Source organism: Streptomyces sp. JJ36, from assembly GCF_021696945.1.
Taxonomy (GTDB): Bacteria; Actinomycetota; Actinomycetes; order Streptomycetales; family Streptomycetaceae; genus Streptomyces.
Genome location: NZ_JACYHE010000004.1, coordinates 16,986 through 35,083, shown reverse-complemented (window position 1 = coordinate 35,083; position 18,098 = coordinate 16,986). Strand labels below are relative to the sequence as shown.

Annotated in this window: 14 protein-coding genes and 2 pseudogenes; 9 read left to right on the top strand and 7 right to left on the bottom strand. The window is 69.9% G+C overall.

Going from position 1 to position 18,098, the window contains the following annotated elements; translation table 11 throughout:
- Nucleotides 1–97: 97 nt before the first annotated feature.
- Entirely contained in the window at nt 98–496 is a 399-nt protein-coding gene (locus tag HOY81_RS02605) for a hypothetical protein (protein WP_237317805.1), read from the top strand.
- Between the two features lie 104 nt (nt 497–600).
- Here HOY81_RS02605 and HOY81_RS02600 read toward each other — a convergent pair.
- From HOY81_RS02600 to ychF, 5 genes and pseudogenes are all read right to left on the bottom strand, one after another.
- Nucleotides 601–1,349 (bottom strand): annotated as a pseudogene (locus HOY81_RS02600) (transposase).
- Between the two features lie 46 nt (nt 1,350–1,395).
- Nucleotides 1,396–2,178, bottom strand: a pseudogene (locus HOY81_RS02595) (IS5 family transposase).
- A gap of 129 nt (nt 2,179–2,307) precedes the next feature.
- Nucleotides 2,308–4,725, bottom strand: coding sequence for a DEAD/DEAH box helicase (locus HOY81_RS02590; RefSeq protein ID WP_272892269.1), 2,418 nt, complete (start codon nt 4,723–4,725; stop codon nt 2,308–2,310).
- Nucleotides 4,726–4,775: 50 nt separating this feature from the next.
- Entirely contained in the window at nt 4,776–6,386 is a 1,611-nt protein-coding gene (locus HOY81_RS02585) for a site-specific DNA-methyltransferase (protein ID WP_237317606.1), read from the bottom strand.
- Nucleotides 6,387–6,690: 304 nt separating this feature from the next.
- Complete coding sequence (gene ychF / locus HOY81_RS02580; protein WP_237317604.1) at nt 6,691–7,779, bottom strand: redox-regulated ATPase YchF; 1,089 nt, start codon at nt 7,777–7,779, stop codon at nt 6,691–6,693.
- Between the two features lie 416 nt (nt 7,780–8,195).
- Here ychF and HOY81_RS02575 point away from each other — a divergent pair, with 416 nt between their 5' ends.
- Entirely contained in the window at nt 8,196–8,648 is a 453-nt protein-coding gene (locus HOY81_RS02575) for a DUF6542 domain-containing protein (RefSeq protein WP_237317601.1), read from the top strand.
- A 12-nt stretch (nt 8,649–8,660) separates the two neighbouring features.
- Here the strand turns inward: HOY81_RS02575 and HOY81_RS02570 are convergent, their stop codons facing one another.
- Entirely contained in the window at nt 8,661–9,653 is a 993-nt protein-coding gene (locus HOY81_RS02570) for a 4-hydroxy-3-methylbut-2-enyl diphosphate reductase (protein ID WP_237317599.1), read from the bottom strand.
- Nucleotides 9,654–9,920: 267 nt separating this feature from the next.
- Between HOY81_RS02570 and xseA the strand changes: the two genes are divergently transcribed.
- The 3 genes from xseA to HOY81_RS02555 all read left to right on the top strand — a co-directional run bounded on the left by xseA (nt 9,921) and on the right by HOY81_RS02555 (nt 12,152).
- Nucleotides 9,921–11,135 carry an exodeoxyribonuclease VII large subunit gene (gene xseA, locus HOY81_RS02565; protein WP_237317597.1) on the top strand — a complete coding sequence of 405 codons (1,215 nt, stop codon included), beginning with the start codon at nt 9,921–9,923 and terminating at the stop codon, nt 11,133–11,135.
- Between the two features lie 9 nt (nt 11,136–11,144).
- A complete protein-coding gene (locus HOY81_RS02560) occupies nt 11,145–11,423 on the top strand; it encodes an exodeoxyribonuclease VII small subunit (protein WP_237317595.1) in 279 nt (92 codons plus the stop codon).
- 135 nt (nt 11,424–11,558) lie between these two features.
- Nucleotides 11,559–12,152: a malonic semialdehyde reductase gene (locus tag HOY81_RS02555; protein ID WP_237317593.1), complete on the top strand. Its 594-nt coding sequence runs from the start codon at nt 11,559–11,561 to the stop codon at nt 12,150–12,152.
- Between the two features lie 72 nt (nt 12,153–12,224).
- On the opposite strand, the gene HOY81_RS02550 is transcribed toward HOY81_RS02555, so the two are convergent.
- A complete protein-coding gene (locus HOY81_RS02550) occupies nt 12,225–12,827 on the bottom strand; it encodes a DUF4245 domain-containing protein (RefSeq protein WP_237317591.1) in 603 nt (200 codons plus the stop codon).
- Between the two features lie 196 nt (nt 12,828–13,023).
- On the opposite strand from HOY81_RS02550, the gene glpX reads away from it, so the two are divergent.
- From glpX to HOY81_RS02530, 4 genes are all read left to right on the top strand, one after another.
- Nucleotides 13,024–14,058, top strand: coding sequence for a class II fructose-bisphosphatase (glpX, locus tag HOY81_RS02545; protein ID WP_237317589.1), 1,035 nt, complete (start codon nt 13,024–13,026; stop codon nt 14,056–14,058).
- 176 nt (nt 14,059–14,234) lie between these two features.
- The gene (locus HOY81_RS02540) at nt 14,235–14,987 is read left to right on the top strand and encodes a GntR family transcriptional regulator (RefSeq protein ID WP_237317587.1); all 753 of its coding nucleotides are present in this window, start codon (nt 14,235–14,237) and stop codon (nt 14,985–14,987) included.
- A 94-nt stretch (nt 14,988–15,081) separates the two neighbouring features.
- Entirely contained in the window at nt 15,082–15,285 is a 204-nt protein-coding gene (locus HOY81_RS02535; RefSeq protein ID WP_237317585.1) for an SPOR domain-containing protein, read from the top strand.
- Between the two features lie 89 nt (nt 15,286–15,374).
- The gene (locus tag HOY81_RS02530; RefSeq protein ID WP_237317583.1) at nt 15,375–17,993 is read left to right on the top strand and encodes a SpoIIE family protein phosphatase; all 2,619 of its coding nucleotides are present in this window, start codon (nt 15,375–15,377) and stop codon (nt 17,991–17,993) included.
- The last annotated feature ends 105 nt before the right edge of the window (nt 17,994–18,098 follow it).

Genomic DNA, 18,098 nt, shown 5'->3' with positions numbered 1-18,098 from the left:
CCTTTGCCTGGATACCTGGACACCTGGAACCTGGACGGGTATGGTCGTGTGCGCCGAACCCGATCCGACTACCCGGCCCACAGGAGGGACCTTGACCATGCGCTTCATCGAGGTTGACGACGAGGTGTACGCGCTGCTCGTGAAGGAGGCGCGGCCCCTGGAGGACACCGCGAACAGCGTGCTGCGCCGCAAATACGGCCTGGATAGCGAGACTTCCGACCCGGCGGACACGAACCATCGGAAGTCGACCCTCGCTCCCCTCGTAGACGCTGGCCAGCTGTCGAAAGGACAGCGGCTTATATGGCGGCGTCGCAACCTCGGCGAAGAGCACGTCGCGTTCGTAACGGAAGAAGGCAAGATGCGTCTGCAGGACGGCTCCGTTCACGACAGCCCTTCTGGCGCCTGTAGGGCTTCCGCCGGCATTTCCGTCAATGGTTGGTCTGCCTGGTGCACCGACGACGGGACGGCCCTGCACGTGCTGAAGGCCAGGATCTGACGGAACCAGCCTCGGCGCGTCCACCTTTTGGCAGAGCAGGACACCTCGCAAGGGTTGTCCCGTAATTGATATCGAGTCTGCTTGCTGACCTGTGGTGTTGCCGGTCAGCCGGCGAGGACCAGGTTGTGGAGGCGGGCGATACCAAGCATTGCGTGGTGCACGCCGTCGCCTTTGAGCCGGCAATCGTGGAGGATCTTCCAGCCCTTCATGCGGGCGAAAGGTGTGCTCGACGCGGGTCCGGACCTTGCTGTGGGACTCGTTGTGTTCCTCCTTCCAGCCCGGCAATTCGGCCTGGCCCGCCTCGCGGCGGTGCGGGATGGCCAGGCCGGTTCCTCGGTAGCCGCCGTCGGCGATGACCGTGGTGCGGCCGACGGCATCCTTGGCCCCGGACACCTCCCACGCCTTGCAGTCGTTGCGGTTGCCGGGAGCGGGCCGGCCGACAGCGACGACCAGGCGGGTGTTGGCGTCGATGACGACCTGGTGGTTGGTGGAGTACCGGTAGTTCTTCGACTGCTTGGCCACGGTGTGGCCCCGGGTCAGCACGGTGTCCTTGCGGAACCGCTTGCGCGGTTACAGCGCGAGCAACGGGCCCAGGTGGTCGACGACCCGGCCCGCGGCGGACTTGGAGATACCGAACAGCGGGGCGAGCTGCCGCAGGGTGAGGTTGGTGCGCCAGTAGGCGGCGACCAGCACGACCCGGTCCTTTAGTGGATGGCTCCACGGCCGGCCCTTGGGGACTGGGTCCGCGCCCTCCCGCCGCAAGGCGGGTGATGAGCTTGCCGAACTGACGCGGGCTCAGCCCGATGAACGGGGCTATCAAGGAGGGCTCCGACGCCGTGATCACACAAGCCACAGCGAGTCATCTCACGTCTGACCGGCACTTAGGGCTCGTAACACGATCATGATCGTGCCTTGTTGAGGCGTCGCCAGCAGATGAGGCTGCAGGCAAGGGAGACGAGAGCGTCGTGGAGGCCGAGGCGTCGTTCCCAGCGGACGGCCAGGCGCTTGAAGTGGTGCAGCAGCGAGAAGGTTTGCTCGACGACATAGCGGAACTTGCCCAGGCCCTGGATGTTCGGGGCGCCCTTGCGGGAGATCACCGGCCAAATCCGGCGTCAGCGCAGCTCGCGCCGGTTGGGGTCGCTGTCGTAGCCCTTGTCGCCGAGCAGGGCCTGGGGTCGGCGGCGCGGTCGGCCGGGTCTGCCGGCCACGGGCGGGAGCCCGTCGACCAGGGCGAAGGTCTGGGTGACGTCGTTGAAGGGGGTGCCGTTGCCGTCGCAGGTCAGGTGGTGCTTACTGCCCGCCTTCCCGCGGTCGACCGGCGACGGGCCTGTGGCCTCGCCCCCTTTTTCGCGCGGATGTGGGAGGCATCCACGCAGGCTCGTGACCAATCAAGTTCGCCGGCCGCATGCAGCTTCGCGAGCAGGAGGCGGTGCAGCTGGTCGAAGACTCCGGCCTCGTGCCATCGGTTCAGCCGCCGCCAGCAGGTCTGGCCCGATCCGAAACCGAGCTCCAGCGGGAGTTGCTGCCAGGTGACGCCTGGTGTAGAGCACGAACAGGATGCCCTGCAAGCATCGCCGGTCGTCCACCGGACGCGGCCCCGGCGACCGCTCGGGCCACGGCGGCAGCAACGGTTCGATCAGCTCCCACAACTCGTCGTCCACGATCCACGGTTTGTTGCTCACACATCCACGAACGGCCGAATCGGCACGCCGAACACGGCGACCAGCCACACATCACAAGATCGTGTTACGAGCTCTTAGAACCCGCGACGGGCCCCAGAATTGGCGGGCCCTTGCGGTAGTTCAGTCGTCCTATCCCCGGGCGCCTGTGATCGTCAGAAGGGTGTCCCAACTGTTTGCCTGGCTCAGGTGCTCTTCCGTGGCGAAGAGGTACTTCCACACGCCGAACTGTCCGAGGTCCGTGACTTCCTTCGCCCATACCTTGGCCGCTTCCTTCTTGTCCAGGACCTGTTGACTGGACGCCTCGGCGTCGGACTTGCCCTCGACGACCCAGTGCACGCCCTCCTTGTCGATAGCGATGAAGTCCGCGAAGTACCGAGACCCGCTGTTGAGCTGGATGAATGTCTCTCCGCGCGATGGGAGCCTCAACCACCACTCAATCTTGGGACTCACGTCCATGAGGTTCGCGAGCTTGACCTCGGTCGACCGTGCGTCGAAGTACACGACAGGGAGAATCGAGCAGTCCCAGCCTGTGTAACCCATACCCTTGATCACCCTGTCGGTGATCTGCATCTTCGACATCGTCTGTCCGGGCCACGGTTGGGCAAGGGGCGGAAGACTTACCGTCACGAACTCGTGCTCGGTCTGGGCGAGCTTCTGCCTGAAACTGGAGACCACGAGCCTGTCCAACTGGCTCAGGGCAAGCTTCGCCCTGGCCTCCTCCCACGGCGTGCCGTCCTCCTCATCCGCCTTGATCGCCGCGCCGAGGAACGCGCCCACGATGCGGTTGGCGTGTTCGACCTCGTCGTGCGTGAGCTTCAGCTGCGGCAGATTAAGAATCCGATCTTCCAGGTCCTCCCTGATCTTCGAGATCGGCCACTTGCGCTGCGTCGCGACGCCCGACTTCTGAACTTCGGTCTGGACCGATGACACCTGGCCGTCCAGCCCCCGCTCCGGGGTCAGCGCGACCTTCTTCAGCTCCACCTCTATTTCGTGGCTGAACTTCTTCCCCTCCGATGCCACGGCTTCGGAGCTGACGAAGGCCAAGCTGTACGTGTCCGGCTTCTCCAGTAGACGCCTGCTCGGGAACTTGATGACCGGAGATCCGTCCGCAGGCTTCATAATCTGCGGGATCTGCTTCTTCTCCGCCCCAGCTTCGGCGAGTCGATGCTCCATGTCGGCCATACCGAGGAAGACGGTGTCGGGTACATCGCTGTCGAAACCGCCCTCTCTGACAGAAGCTTCGCCCGTGAAGGCGATCATTCCCTGAGTCTCGGTCTCAGAGTGCGAAGGCTGGGGAACCGCACCACCAGCCGCAGCAGTCTGCCCACCCGGGGCCCCCAGCGTAGCCCTATGCAGGAGAGCGTTCTCCAGAAGGGAGTCCTTCGAGGCCAGCAGCCGCCGGTACGACTCATGAGCGATGATGTCGACGCTGTCGATCATCGAGTAGCCAACACGCTCCCCGTAAGGAAGACGCAGGCCGCGGCCGAGGATCTGTTCCGTGAGGGTCTCAGAGGCGAGAGTCCGAAGCGCCACGATGACGCTGATGTTCTTGACGTCCCACCCTTCCTTGAGCATGTTCACCGAGACCACGGCCCGAACGGGGGAGTCCGGGCTCTCGATGCCAGCGAGGGCTTCGAGCGCGTCCTCCTTGCTGCCTGACGTGATCTGCAAGACGGCTCCTGGCTCACCAATGAAGCCTGGGCCCGCCAAAGTGTCGGCAACTTCCGTCGCCTCCTCGATGCTCTGGCAGACCACGAATAGAACAGGGTTGACCATGGGGCGCCCGTTGTTCTCGGCCCACTCCCGGGTGGTCTCTTCCTTTACCTTGCGTAGATGACAGGCGTCAGCAAGCTGAGTCCGAGCGTCAGTGTGTCCGTCTTCGCGGTAGACGATGACCGGAACCTTGACGAGCTGATCGGCGATTGCCTCGGCAAGCGAGTACTCGAAGACGATCCTGCCGGGAACCTTCCGGTCCGTCTCGTCAGGGGTGGCAGTTAGGCCCACAAGAGCCCGGGGTTCGAGGTCCCGGACCGCTTTGTGGAACTTCTTCGCGTCACTCCGGTACACGTGATGCTCGTCGGCGATGACGACCAAGTCATCGGCCGTGCGCAGGTGGTCATACAGGGCGGTCCCGATGAACTCATCGGTCATGTGCGCCGTGCGCGACGTCTTTGCTGTCGGCTTCGTAAGCAGCTGTACGTTGAAGATGAAGACCTTCAGTGCGTCCGGATCGTGCAGTGCGTCGCCAACGCGGCCCCCCGCATAGTTCTCGGGAGTGATGACAATGGGCTCATAGTTGGCGCCCGGCACGAACTTCGGGCTACCAGGGTCGAAGTTAGCAACCGTCTTCCTCTGGATGGTCCGGCCCGGAGTGACGACCAGGATGTTGCGAACACCCTGGTCAGCGAGATAGTCGATCAGAGCCCGGCAGATGTACGTCTTGCCTACGCCAGTCGCCAGGTCGCACACGACCTCCCGCCCGTCCCCCGACTGGATCTCCTCGACGACCTTGGCCACGGCGCGACGGTTGGGGTCCCGCAGTTCCATGCGGGTAGCCAGGTCCTCGATCGCCGCTTGGTCGTATGTGAGTGACCAGCTCAACGCAGTACACGTCCCTTCATATCCAACAGGTCCTGGGGAGCCTTCTTGATGCGCGACCCGGGGCTGAGGTTCTCTAGAAGGCTTGCCGCCTCGCGCAGGTAACTCTTGGCCACGATGAGAACCCTCTCGTTCTCGCTCAGGGCCTCTACAACCGACCGGACTGTGCTCTCGGAGACAAGCCCGTCGACCACTGCAAGACGCTGCCGCCCCTTCCGGCCGACGAACGGCGGCTCAGCGCCCTCCTCCAGTTCGAAGCCGGAGATCTGTGCACAGGCAGCTTCAGCGAAGGCGTCGCCAATCACCCACGGGGCGAGGAGCACTCGGTTACCCATGCGCTTGTACATGGAGGGGGCGACTTCGAGATACCGGAAACCTCCGCCCTTCTCCCACCCGGCCGACTCGGTGATTCCTCCTGAGTCCTCACCGTTAACGACCTTCTCAAGCCTGTGGCGAACGAAGCTCTCGACAGTCTCTGCCTCTCGCTCCACCGTTACCCACCTCCGCCCCAGCTTGTGGGCAGTGGCGGCCGTGGTTCCTGACCCGCCGAAGCAGTCGAGGACGATGTCTCCGGGGTCACTCGCAATCGTGATGACCTGCCGGAGAAGGCGCTCGGGCTTCGGAGTAGCGAAGACGTCACCCACGAGAGCGCGGACTTCCTCTTTGCCGTTTCGGACGAAGCCCACCTCTTCCGGGTGCCAGACAGAAGATGGGACACGCCCTTGCTTCACTTCACTGAGGTAGCGCTTCAGGTATGGTCGGCTCTTTCCGTCCGGACCCCAGTAGATTCGCCCCTCCCCGTCCAGTCGCTTCAGCTCCTCTTCAGAGACGCGCCAATAGCTTCCTGAAGGAGGACCAGGGATCTTTCGGCCGCTAGGGGTCACGACAGGGTAGGTCCCCTTCGAGTAGTAATTACGGGCTGCGAGGTCACCGCGCCGCCACGGTCCGCGGGGATCGTTGTCTGGGTTGGTATACGCAGAGTCCATGGCCTCCGTACGAGGAAGCTTGTTGAAGGTCAACGCATCGATGTTCTTGGCGAACACCAAGATCGAGTCATGGTCGCCCGAGAGGTACTGCGCCGTGTTACGGGGATCATTGCGACGCTTCCAGATGATCGTTGTGATGAAGTTCCGCCGGCCGAACACTTCGTCCATGAGCACCTTGCAGTAAGCCATCTCCGCATCGTCGAGATGCACCCAGACGCTTCCAGAATCGGCCAGAAGATCGCGGATGAGCAGCAGGCGATCACGCATCATTGTGAGCCAGACGGAATGCTCAAGCCCATCGTCGTAGTGCTCGAAAGCCTGCCCTGTGTTGAAGGGCGGATCGATGTACACGAGCTTGACCCTGCCGCGGTACTCGTCCGCGAACTCAGGGAGTCTCGTGAGCGCTCTGAGGGCGTCTCCGCTGTCCCCCATGATCAGCAGGTTGTCCTCAGCCCGCTGGAGGTCGTCATGCACCTCTCCGGAGGTCGCGACATCGCGGAGGAGGCGCGTCTCGGTCACGCGGAGGTCATCCCGGTCGACCCACTCGTACCCGCCGTCCTGGGCGCTGATGAGTGACTTGTCCTTATTGATCCAGGACAGACTGAGACGCCCCGAGGTGCCCATGTTTTTCCTCCAGCTGTCGTGACAATGGGAAGCGTACCGGCGGGGACTGACAACGAGTGGCACTCGCCATCCAACCTTCTTCCCCGGTCGCTTGGTTGCTACGAATCCACCGCATCCTCACGCTGCGCCAACACCTCGAAGAGTCAGCACCAAATCAGCACGGGAGGGTGGAGAGGGGTGATGAGCGGTGCCTACAAGTCAGCACCAAGTCAGCACGGGCATGGAAAGGGGGCCTGTCCCCGAAGAGTCAGACCCCATCTGACCTGCATGTTTGCCAGATCGGTCACGCCATGCTAGTAATCCGCTACATGTTGAAGCGGAACTCCACGACGTCGCCGTCCTGCATGACGTAGTCCTTGCCCTCCATGCGGGCCTTGCCCTTGGCGCGGGCCTCGGCGACGGAGCCGGCGGCGACGAGCTCGTCGTAGGAGATGACCTCGGCCTTGATGAAGCCCTTCTGGAAGTCGGTGTGGATCACGCCGGCCGCCTCCGGGGCGGTGGCGCCCTTCTTGATCGTCCAGGCGCGGGCCTCCTTGGGCCCGGCGGTGAGGTAGGTCTGCAGGCCCAGGGTGTGGAAGCCGACCCGGGCGAGGGTGGCGAGGCCGGGCTCCTCCTGGCCGACGGTCTGGAGGAGCTCGACGGCTTCTTCCTCGTCCAGCTCGGCGAGGTCCGCCTCCAGCTTGGCGTTGAGGAAGACCGCCTCGGCGGGTGCGACGAGCGCGCGCTGCTCCTCCTTGAAGGACTCGTCCGTCAGCTCGTCCTCGTCGACGTTGAAGACGTAGATGAAGGGCTTGGTGGTGAGCAGGTGCAGCTCGTGCAGCGGGGCGGCGGCCTCGGTGCCCTGGGCGATGCCCGCGGAGAAGAGGGTGCGGCCCTCCTCCAGCAGGGCTTGCGCCTCCTGCACGGCCTTGAGCAGCGGCTGCTTGTCCTTCTTGACCCGGGCCTCCTTCTCCAGCCGGGGGAGGACCTTCTCGATGGTCTGGAGGTCGGCGAGGATCAGCTCGGTGTTGATCGTCTCGATGTCGTCCTTGGGCGCGATCCTGCCGTCCACATGGACCACGTTCTCGTCCTGGAAGGCGCGGATCACCTGGCAGATCGCGTCGGACTCGCGGATGTTGTGGAGGAACTTGTTGCCCAGCCCCTCGCCCTTGCTGGCGCCGCGCACGATGCCCGCGATGTCGACGAAGTCGACGGTCGCGGGGAGCACCTTCTGGGAGTCGAAGAGCCCGGCCAGCTTCTCCAGCCGCTTGTCGGGGAGGCCGACCACTCCGACGTGCGGGTCGATGGTGGCGAACGGATAGTTGGCCGCCAGCACGTCGTTCTTGGTCAGGGCGTTGAACAGCGTCGACTTGCCGACGTTCGGCAGGCCGACGATTCCGATCGTGAGCGACACGTGGCGACTTCCCGTAGCGAGTGACTGGTGGGGCGGACGGGCCCGCGACGGCGGACCGACCCCCCAGTCTACGGCCGTCCCCGCCCCGGCCGGGCGCGTGGCCCGGTGCCCTCCTCGAACTGGGGAACGGGCCGGGCCGGCGGGGCGTGTTCATGCCCGGGACGGGCGGACGGGCGGCCTAAGTTGGGGGCGTGGAGCAGCACAGGGCGCGTATGTTCCGGCACGGAGAGCCGCAGGGCGTGCCCGCGGCGAGACGGCCGCGGCAGGTGCGGCACCCGCGCCCGGGGTACGGGGCCCGGGCGTCCCGGCGCACCGCGACGCCCGGCGGCGGGTCCGGTGGCGGGCCCGGCTCCCGTCCGGGGCCCGGTCCCGGTCCGGGCGAGCGGCGGAGCGCCGCGGAGCGGGTCGCCGCCCGCGTGCCCGGGCGCGGGCGGGCGGTGGCGCGGCTGCCGCAGCCGCGGCTGACCGGGCTGGGCGCGGGCCTGCTGGCGGTGCTGCTGATGATGCTGCTCGGCGCGCTGGACGCGCTGCTGTTCGCGGGGCACGCACCGGCGTACGGGGTGATGTTCCTGCTGGTCAGCGCGGCGACGGCGCTCTGGGTGCGGCCCGCGGACCTGGTGGCGGCCCCGGTGGCGGCACCGCTGGCCTTCACGGCGGGGCTGTTCTTCATCCTCCGGACCGAAGGCTTCGGGGACCTGCTGATGGGTTTGTTCACCGGTCTCTCGGTGCTCGCCGGCTGGGTGTACGGCGGCACGCTGCTGGCCGGCGTGATCGTGCTGGTGCGCCGGGTACGTCTCGTCGCCCGGCGGCGGGCGGCCGGGCGCGCGGACGCCGCCCGCGGCCCGGCGGAGGGGCCACGGGCGCGTTAGGCCGGAGCCCGGTCAGCGGGCCTTCTCGGCCGCCTCCGACCGCAGGTCCCGGCGCAGCTCCTTCGGCAGCGAGAACTGCATGTGCTCCTCGACCGGCTGCACCAGTTCGACGTCCTCCCAGCCGCGCTCCTGCAGCCACTCCAGCACGCCCTCGACCAGCACGTCCGGGACGGAGGCGCCGGAGGAGAGGCCGACGGTGGTCACGCCCTCGAGCCAGGCTTCGTCGATCTCGCCGGCGTTGTCCACCAGGTGGCCGTCCCGGGCGCCGGCCGTGAGGGCGGTCTCGACGAGGCGGACGGAGTTCGAGGAGTTCTTCGAGCCGACGACCAGCACCAGGTCGGACTCGGCGGCGACCTTCTTGATGGCGGTCTGGCGGTTCTGCGTGGCGTAGCAGATGTCGTCGCTGGGCGGGCTCAGCAGGTTCGGGTAGCGGTCCTGGAGCGCGTCGACGGTCTCCATGGTCTCGTCCACGGAGAGGGTGGTCTGGGAGAGCCACACCACCTTCTCCGGGTCGCGGACCTGGACGTTCCGCACGTCCTCCGGGCCGTCGACCAGAGTGATGTGCTCGGGCGCCTCGCCGCTGGTGCCGATGACCTCCTCGTGGCCCTCGTGGCCGATGAGGAGGATGTCGTAGTCCTCCTTGGCGTAGCGCACCGCCTCCTTGTGCACCTTGGTGACCAGGGGGCAGGTGGCGTCGATGGTGGCGAGCTTGCCGCGCTCGGCCTCGCGGTGGACCTCGGGCGCCACGCCGTGCGCGGAGAAGATCACGATCTCGCCCTCGGGGACCTCCTCCGTCTCCTCGACGAAGATCGCCCCCTTCCGCTCCAGCGTCTGCACGACGTACTTGTTGTGCACGATCTCGTGGCGGACATAGATCGGGGGGCCGTACTGCTCCAGGGCCTTCTCGACCGCGATCACTGCGCGGTCGACGCCCGCGCAGTAGCCGCGGGGGGCGGCGAGCAGGACGCGGCGCTTCTCGGACGTGCGCGAGGGCGTTGCAGTCATGGCTCCCATCGTACGGGCCGTGTCACGGCCCGCAGCGGTGGTGCGGGGCACGGGCGGTGTGCACGAACGGGCGTGCGTCAGGGGCCGGGCACGCCCCCGGGCGCCACCGCGCCGGGCACGGCCGTGGAAGGGGGCCCGTGCGGGGGATGCGGCGTCCTGCGGACGGGGGAGCGCCGCCGGCGCGCGGCGGCCCCAGGACCGTGGCCCGCCCCCGGGCCGGCGGCCCGGCGGGGGTGTGGTGTCGGCCGGGGCGGCTAGCCTCCTCGTATGGCGCTGCACACGTCCCCCGAGGCCCCCGTCCCGGTCGCCAAGGTCTCCCAGCTCGTCGGCGAGTGGATCCACCGGCTGGGCGCGGTCTGGGTGGAGGGGCAGATCACCCAGCTCAACCGGCGGTCCCGCAGGAGCTGGGTCTATCTCACGCTCCGCGACCCGTCCCACGAGGTGTCGCTGAACGTGGTCTGCCCGCCGGACGTCTTCGAGCGGGCCGGGGACGGCGTGCTCCAGGGCACCCGGGTGGTGGTGCTGGGCAAGCCCTCGTGGTACGCGCCGCGCGGCACTCTCTCGCTGCGTGCCGCGGACATCCGCCCGGTCGGGGTGGGCGAGCTGCTGGTGCGGCTGGAGCAGCTCAAGCGCACGCTGGGCGCCGAGGGCCTGTTCGACGCCGAGCGCAAGCGGCCGCTGCCGTTCCTGCCGCGGCGCATCGGGCTGGTGACGGGCCGGGCCTCGGACGCCGAGCGGGACGTGCTGCGGAACGCCGCGCTGCGCTGGCCGGCCGTCCGGTTCGAGGTGCGGCAGGTGGCGGTGCAGGGCGTGCACGCCGTGCCGCAGGTGATCGAGGCGGTGCGGGAGCTGGACGCGCTGCCCGGGGTGGACCTGATCATCGTGGCGCGCGGCGGCGGCAGCCTGGAGGACCTGCTGCCCTTCTCCGACGAGGGCCTGGTGCGGGCGGTGGCGGCCTGCCGTACGCCGGTGGTCTCGGCGATCGGGCACGAGCGGGACGCACCGCTGCTGGACCTGGTGGCGGATCTGCGCGCCTCGACGCCCACCGACGCGGCGAAGCGGACGGTGCCGGACGTCGGGGAGGAGCACGAGCGGGTGCGGGCGCTGCAGGAGCGGGCGTGGCGGGCGGTGACCGGGACGCTGGACCGGGAGGAGCGCGGGCTGGCGGAGGTGCGCAGCCGTCCGGTGCTGGCCGATCCGCACGCGCTGCTGGCGGACCGCGAGGAGGACGTCGAGGGGCTGCTGGGGCGGGTGCGGCGCACCTTCGGGCACCGGCTGGACCGCGGGGAGGACGAGCTGCGGCACACCCGGGCCCGGGTGGTCGCGCTGTCGCCCGCGGCCACCCTGGAGCGCGGGTACGCGGTGCTGCAGCGGGCGGACGGCGGTGTGGTGCGCAAGCCGGCGGAGGTGGCGCCGGGGGAGGCGCTGCGGGCGCGGGTGGCGGAGGGGGAGTTCGGTGTCACCGTCGGTCCGGAGACATAGCCTGGGGGCATGACGGATGAATCCACGCTGAGCTACGAGCAGGCGCGCGGCGAGCTGGTCGAGGTGGTGCAGCGGCTGGAGGCGGGCGGCTCCACGCTGGAGGAGTCGCTGGCGCTGTGGGAGCGCGGCGAGGAGCTGGCGCGGATCTGCCGGGAGTGGCTGGAGGGCGCCCGGGCCCGGCTGGACGCGGTCCTGGCGGCCGAGGACGGCGAGGGCGCCGAGGAGGAGGGCGGAGAGCCCGGGGAGGGCGCCGGAGCGCCCGGGGACGCCGGCGAGCAGGCGGGCTGACGCCCGATCGGGGTCGCCGTCCTCCGGGAGGCGGCGGGCGCCCGGCGCGCCCGAGGTTTGGTTGAAGCGTGAATCACCTGCTGGCTAGGGTGGTCGTGCCGATGTGAACTACTTTGCAGTGAGGTGCATCACCCCATGGCGCTCGCCCTCGATCCCGCCGCGCAGGACCTGCTCTTCCGCGAGGCCCATACGGCCAACTCCTTCACCGACGAGCCGGTGACCGAGGACCAGGTCCGCGCGATCTACGACCTGGTGAAGCTGGCGCCGACGGCCTTCAACCAGTCCCCGCTCCGCGTCACTCTGGTCCGCAGTGCCGAGGCCCGCGAGCGGCTGGTGCGGCACCTTGCCGAGGGCAACCGGGAGAAGACCGCCGCCGCCCCGCTGGTCGCCATCCTCTCCGTGGACCTGGACTTCCACGAGCGGCTGCCGGAGCTCTTCCCCGCGATGCCGCAGCTCAAGGACGCCGTCTTCGCGGAGCCGGAGGCCCGCGAGCCGGCCGGCACCTTCAACGCCTCGCTCCAGGCCGGCTACTTCCTGCTCGGCGTGCGGGCCGCGGGACTGGCCGCCGGCCCGATGACCGGCTTCGACGCGGAGGGCGTGAACAAGGAGTTCTTCGGCGACGGCCGGCAGAAGGCCCTGGTCGTGGTCAACATGGGCAAGCCGGGCCCGGACGCCTACCGCCCGCGCAGCCCGCGGCTGGACTATTCCGAGGTGGTCACCACGCTCTGAGCCCGTTCCGCTCCCCCGGTCCCCCGCGGGGCGCGCCGCGGGGGACGCCGGCGACCCCGGAGCCGCCGGACGTCACGCGGTCGCCGGGGCCGCCGTCGGGGAGGCCGGGGGAGACGTCGTCCCCGTGCCGCTCTCCAGCGCGGCGGCCAGCTCCGCGAGCTGTGCGAACGAGGCCGTGCCGGTGACCACCGTGGTGAACCCGGGCTCCTCGCGCACCAGCGCGTCGTACTTCCTGCCCTCGTAACGCACCCACTCCGCGCCGTCGATGCGCTGTGTCCTCCCGGTGCGCTCCGCGCCGAAGGTCACGTCGCTGATGTACGGGCCGGGGCGGGCGTCGCTCTGCTCCACGGCCGCGTACTCCTCGCCGGGCGTCAGAAAGCCCAGGTGCCAGGCGGCGCCGTCCGGGCCGCCGCCCTCGTAGTGCACCGAGGTGGGCCGCCAGTCCCGGGGGAGCCCCTCCGGGGCGGCCACGGGGTACGGCGCCGCACGCCGGGCCGTGTTGACCTCCACCCGGTAGTCCACCCGCCGCGCGCCGTCGCCCTGGTCCTCGTCGTGTGGGACGAACTGGTAGATCACCCCGGCGGCGAGGAGGATCACCGCCAGCGAGAGCACCATGTCCCGCACCGTCTGGGTGCCGCGCTTCTTGTCTGCTGCCACGCCCCCATCGTCGCCCATGCCCGTTCCGCCCCGGTCCGCGGCCCCCGGTGGCCCCGGGGGCGGGCCCCTGCGGGACCGGCGCGGCACGGGTCCCGGGCCCGCCGGGGTGCCACCTGCTCAAACGTGGGCCAGGCTGCTCACCGGGGCGGCCCCTGGGTAGAGTCGAGGAAACCCTCGCTCTTACGGCCGTCGCCGTACAGAAAGGTGCGTACCGATGACCGAACACCACCACCTGCCCTCGCAGCTCGAGCCCGGTCCGGAGGCGCCCGACCGCAACCTCGCGCTGGAACTCGTACGGGTCACCGAGGCCGGAGCCATGGCCTCCGGCCGCTGGGTCGGCCGTGGCGACAAGAACGGCGCGGACGGCGCGGCGGTCAAGGCGATGCGCACGCTGATCTCCACCGTGGCGATGAACGGCGTGGTCGTCATCGGCGAGGGGGAGAAGGACGAGGCCCCGATGCTCTTCAACGGTGAGCGGGTCGGCGACGGGCACGGTGCGGAGTGCGACGTCGCGGTGGACCCGGTCGACGGCACGACGCTGACGGCCAAGGGGATGGGCAACGCGGTCTCGGTGCTGGCGGTGGCCGAGCGCGGTGCCATGTTCGACCCGTCCGCGGTCTTCTACATGGACAAGCTGGTCACCGGCCCGGAGGCGGCCGAGTTCGTGGACATCAACGCCCCGGCCTCGGTCAACGTGCGGCGGGTCGCCAAGGCCAAGGGCTGTGCGCCTGAGGACGTCACGGTGGTGGTGCTCGACCGGCCGCGGCACGACGGGATCGTCCGTGAGGTCCGGGAGTCCGGGGCGCGCATCAAGTTCATCTCGGACGGCGACGTGGCCGGGGCCATCATGGCGGTCCGTGAGGGGACCGGCGTCGACCTGCTGCTCGGTGTCGGCGGCACCCCGGAGGGCATCATCGCGGCCTGCGCGATCAAGTGCCTGGGCGGGACGCTGCAGGGCCGGCTGTGGCCGAAGGACGACGCGGAGCGGCAGCGGGCGCTGGACGCGGGGCACGACCTGGACCGGGTGCTGCAGACCGACGATCTGGTGGCGGGCGAGAACGTGTTCTTCGTGGCCACCGGCATCACCGACGGGGACCTGCTGCGCGGGGTGCGCTACCGGGCGGAGACGGCCTACACCCAGTCCCTGGTGATGCGGTCGAAGTCGGGCACGATCCGGCAGATCGACTCCACGCACCAGCTCTCCAAGCTGCGGGCCTACAGCGCGGTGGACTTCGACCGGGCGCGCTGAGCGGGCGGCGCCGGCGGGTGGTGGCGTCGGTGGGCCGGTGGCGCGGCGGGCCCGCGGGCGCCCGCCGCCGCTGAGCAGCGCGTCATCACATCGAGTGAGGCATGGGGCATGGTATTGCGCTCGGCCACCCTGGGTTGTCAAGCTGTTGCAGACTGTCAGCCTGTTGGGAGGGGCCCGTGTCATTCGGTGAGCAGCCCGCGTATCTGCGCGTCGCCGGCGATCTCCGGCAGAAGATTGTCGACGGCAAGCTGCCGCCGCACACCCGGCTCCCGTCCCAGGCCCGCATCCGCGAGCAGTACGGGGTCTCGGACACGGTGGCGCTGGAGGCGCGCAAGGTCCTGATGGCGGAGGGGCTGGTCGAGGGCCGCTCCGGCTCGGGCACGTATGTGCGGGAGCACCCGGTGCCGCGCCGGGTGCTCCGCACCGGATACCGCACGCCCGGGGATGTCGGCCTGTTCCGCCAGGAGCAGGCCGACGACGGCGCCAAGGGGACCTGGGAGGCGTACAGCGAGCAGGAGGACGCCGCCCCGGCGACGGCCGAGCGGCTGCGCATCGGTGCCGGTGGCCGGGTGATGCGCACCCGGTATCTCTTCCGCTCGGAGGGGGAGCCCATGATGCTCTCCACCTCCTGGGAGCCGCTGGCCCTCACCGGGCGCACCCCCGTGATGCTGCCCGAGGAGGGGCCGCTGGGCGGTCGCGGCGTGGTGGAGCGGATGGCCGCCATCGACATCGTGGTGGACAACGTGGTGGAGGAGGTCCGTGCCCGTCCGGGGCTCGCCGAGGAGACGACGGCGCTGGGCGGGGTGCCGGGGCACGCCGTGCTGGTGGTGGAGCGCACCTTCTTCGCCGGCGGCTGCCCGGTGGAGACGGCCGATGTGGTGGTCGCGGCCGACCGCTTCCGATTGAGCTACCACCTCCCGGTGAAATAGCTGGGACGTCTGAGGCGAACATCTGGCCGAAAGTGTGTGCCCTTTGTGTCATCCCGAATGCGGTACGTAAGGGTAACCGCGTAGGCTCCGGCATATGCGGAATGTGAGCGGCGAAGGGGGCGCCGTGCTCCCCTGGCTCCTGATACGCCAGGACGGACACGGCAACCGCTATCGCGTGGGGAGCTTCGCCACCCGGGCGGAGGCCCAGCAGATCGCGGAGCGGCTCGGGGGGCGTCCGGGGGTCGGGGACAGCTATCTGGTGGAGCGCCGGGATGCCGGGAGCGGTGTCCGCGGCTGACCGCGTGCAGAATCGGGTATGTGGGTTATTAGTCCCACTTGACGGGAACGTTCCGGTCAAGCGGCTACCCGATCAGGGACGTGGACGGCGTGGCAGAGACCTCGGAACCGGCGGGCGCGGCGGCCGACGGGAGGGCGAGGGCCCGCGCACGGCTCGACGGAGGGGGCCCCGCCGGGGACACGGCGCCGTCCGCTCTGCTGGACGTGCTGGACCTCGGCGTCGTCCTGCTCGACCTGCGGGGGCGCATCCTGCTGTGGAGCCCGTCCGCCGAGGAGATCCTCGGCTGGCCGCCCGGGGACGTCACCGGCCGCCGTCTGGAGACCCTGCTCCTCCCGGAGGACGAGACCCCGTCCGAGCAGGCCTGGCGCCTGCACGACGCACTGCGCGCCGAGCGCCGGTGGCACGGGGTGCTCCGCGCCCGCCACCGGGCGGGCCACCCGGTGCAGGTCGAGACCCGCGCCTTCCTGCTCTCCGACCGCCACGGCTTCTCCTACGTGCTGGCCAGCGTCGCCGAGGCCGGGCGACTGCGCGCCGTCGACCAGGACCTCGCCGCCCTGGAGGCGCTCTTCAGCTCCAACGCGCTGGGCCTCGCCCTCTTCGACACCGAGCTGCGCTATGTGCGCATCAACGAGGCGCTGGCCCGGCTCAACGGCCTCCCGGTGCACGAGCACCTCGGCAAGACCGTCTTCGACACCCTGCCCCGGTCCATGGCCGAGGAGATCTACCGCTGCCAGCAGAAGGTGCTGCGCACCGGCCGCTCCCTCATCGACGTGCTGACCGCGCCCGACGGCTACGGCTCCCGGTCCGTCGCCTACGGCCGGCTCACCGACGAGGCGGGGCGGCCCCTGGGCGTGAGCTGTGCCGTGATGGACATCACCGAACGCCGGGACGCCCTGGACAAGGTGGAGCGCTCGCGGCAGCGTCTCGCCCTGCTCGACCACGTCGGCGTCGCCCTCGGCGACCGGCTGGACGTGCGGCGCATCTCCCAGGCCCTGGCCACCGCCCTGGTGCCCCGCTTCTCCGACTACTCCGGCGTCATGCTGCTCGGCGCCGTCGCCTACGGCGGCGAACTCCCCGGTGACAAGGTGCTCTCCGGCACCCCGCTGCTCCAGCTCGGCGTCGCCGCGAAGGACCGAGGCCCCGCGGTGCGGAGGATGCTCCGGGTGGGGCAGGACATCGCCTTCGAGACCGGCTCGTTTTTCGGCCAGACCCTGGCCACCGGGGAGCCCCATCTCATCGTCACCCAGGAGGAGTTGCGGGCCGCCACCTATCCCGGCGACCCGAAGGTGCAGGCCGCCCTCGACCTGGGTATCCACTCGCTGATGGTGGTGCCGCTGCGGGCCCGCGGCATCGTCCTCGGGCTCCTGGTGATCAGCCGCGCCGCCGGGCGCGATCCGTTCGACCGGGACGATCTCGCGCTGCTCACCGAGATCGCCGACCGGGCCGGCACCTCGCTGGACAACGCGCGCCTCTACGCCCGCGAGCGCGAGGGCGCGCTGATGCTGCAACGCAGCCTGCTGCCCCAGCAGGTGCCCTCGCCGACCGGGGTGCGGGTCGCGTACCGCTATGTGCCGGGCAGCAGCGGTGCGGAGGTCGGCGGCGACTGGTTCGACGTGATCCCGCTGGCCGGCGGCCGGGTCGCCTTCGTGGTCGGCGACGTCACCGGGCACGGGCTGCGCGCCGCCGCCACCATGGGCCGGCTCCGTACGGCCGTACGGACACTGGCGGGCCTCGACCTGCCGCCCGACGAACTGCTGCGCCGGGTCAACGACCTCGCCGACGACCTGGCCCCCGGCCCCGACGACCCGCTGCTCGCCACCGTCGTCTACGCCGTCTACGACCCCTCCACCGGCCGCTGCGCGCTCGCCCGGGCCGGTCACGTCCCGCCGCTGCTCATCACCCCACGGGCGCACGAGGGTCGCCGCGCCCGGCCGCTGGAGACGCCGTCCGGAGCGCCGCTCGGGGTGGGCGGCGTGTCCTTCGAGGCCGTCGAACTCGACGTGCCGGAGGGTTCGGTGCTGGTCCTCTACACCGACGGGCTGATCGAGAACCGCGGGGAGGACATCACCGACGGCGTCGACCGCCTCTGCGCCGTACTGGAACGGGAGACGCACGGCGCCCTGGAGGAGGCCTGCGACGCCGCCCTGACCACCCTCTCCCCACAGGACGGCGGCGGTGAGGGCACCGGGTCCGACGGCGGCGACGGCGACGACGGCGACGGCGGCGACGGCGCGGGCGCGGCCGACACCGTCGAGCTGGCGGCCGGGCACCCCGCGCCGCTGGAACCCGCCGACGACGCGGCGCTGCTGATGGCCCAGCTCGGCGGACTCCCCGAGGGCAGCGCCGCCTCCTGGACGTTCTCCGCGGAGAGCTACGCCGTGCGCCGCGCCCGTGCCGCCGTCCGCGACGCGCTGCGCGAGTGGGGGCTGACCCCGCTCGCCGACACCACGGAGCTGCTCGTCAGCGAGCTGGTGACCAACTCGCTGCGCTACGCCCACGGCCCGATCGGCGTCCGCATGGTGCGCGGCTCCTCGCTGCTCGTCGAGGTCTCCGACCCGCTGCCCGAGCCGCCGCGGGCCCGGATCGCCACCGAGGAGGACGAGGGCGGCCGCGGCATCCAGCTCGTCGCCCGCGAATCCCGCCGCTGGGGGACCCGGCACGGGCCGATGGGGAAAACGGTCTGGTTCGAGCTCGCTCTGCCTGGTTAGGAGAGAGAAGGACCCTGACGACGGCAGGGCGCACGCACGACGGTGTGAGAACGCACGGTTTTTGTCCGGAGCTGCAGAAAAACGGGCAGGGACCGGTACGGGCAT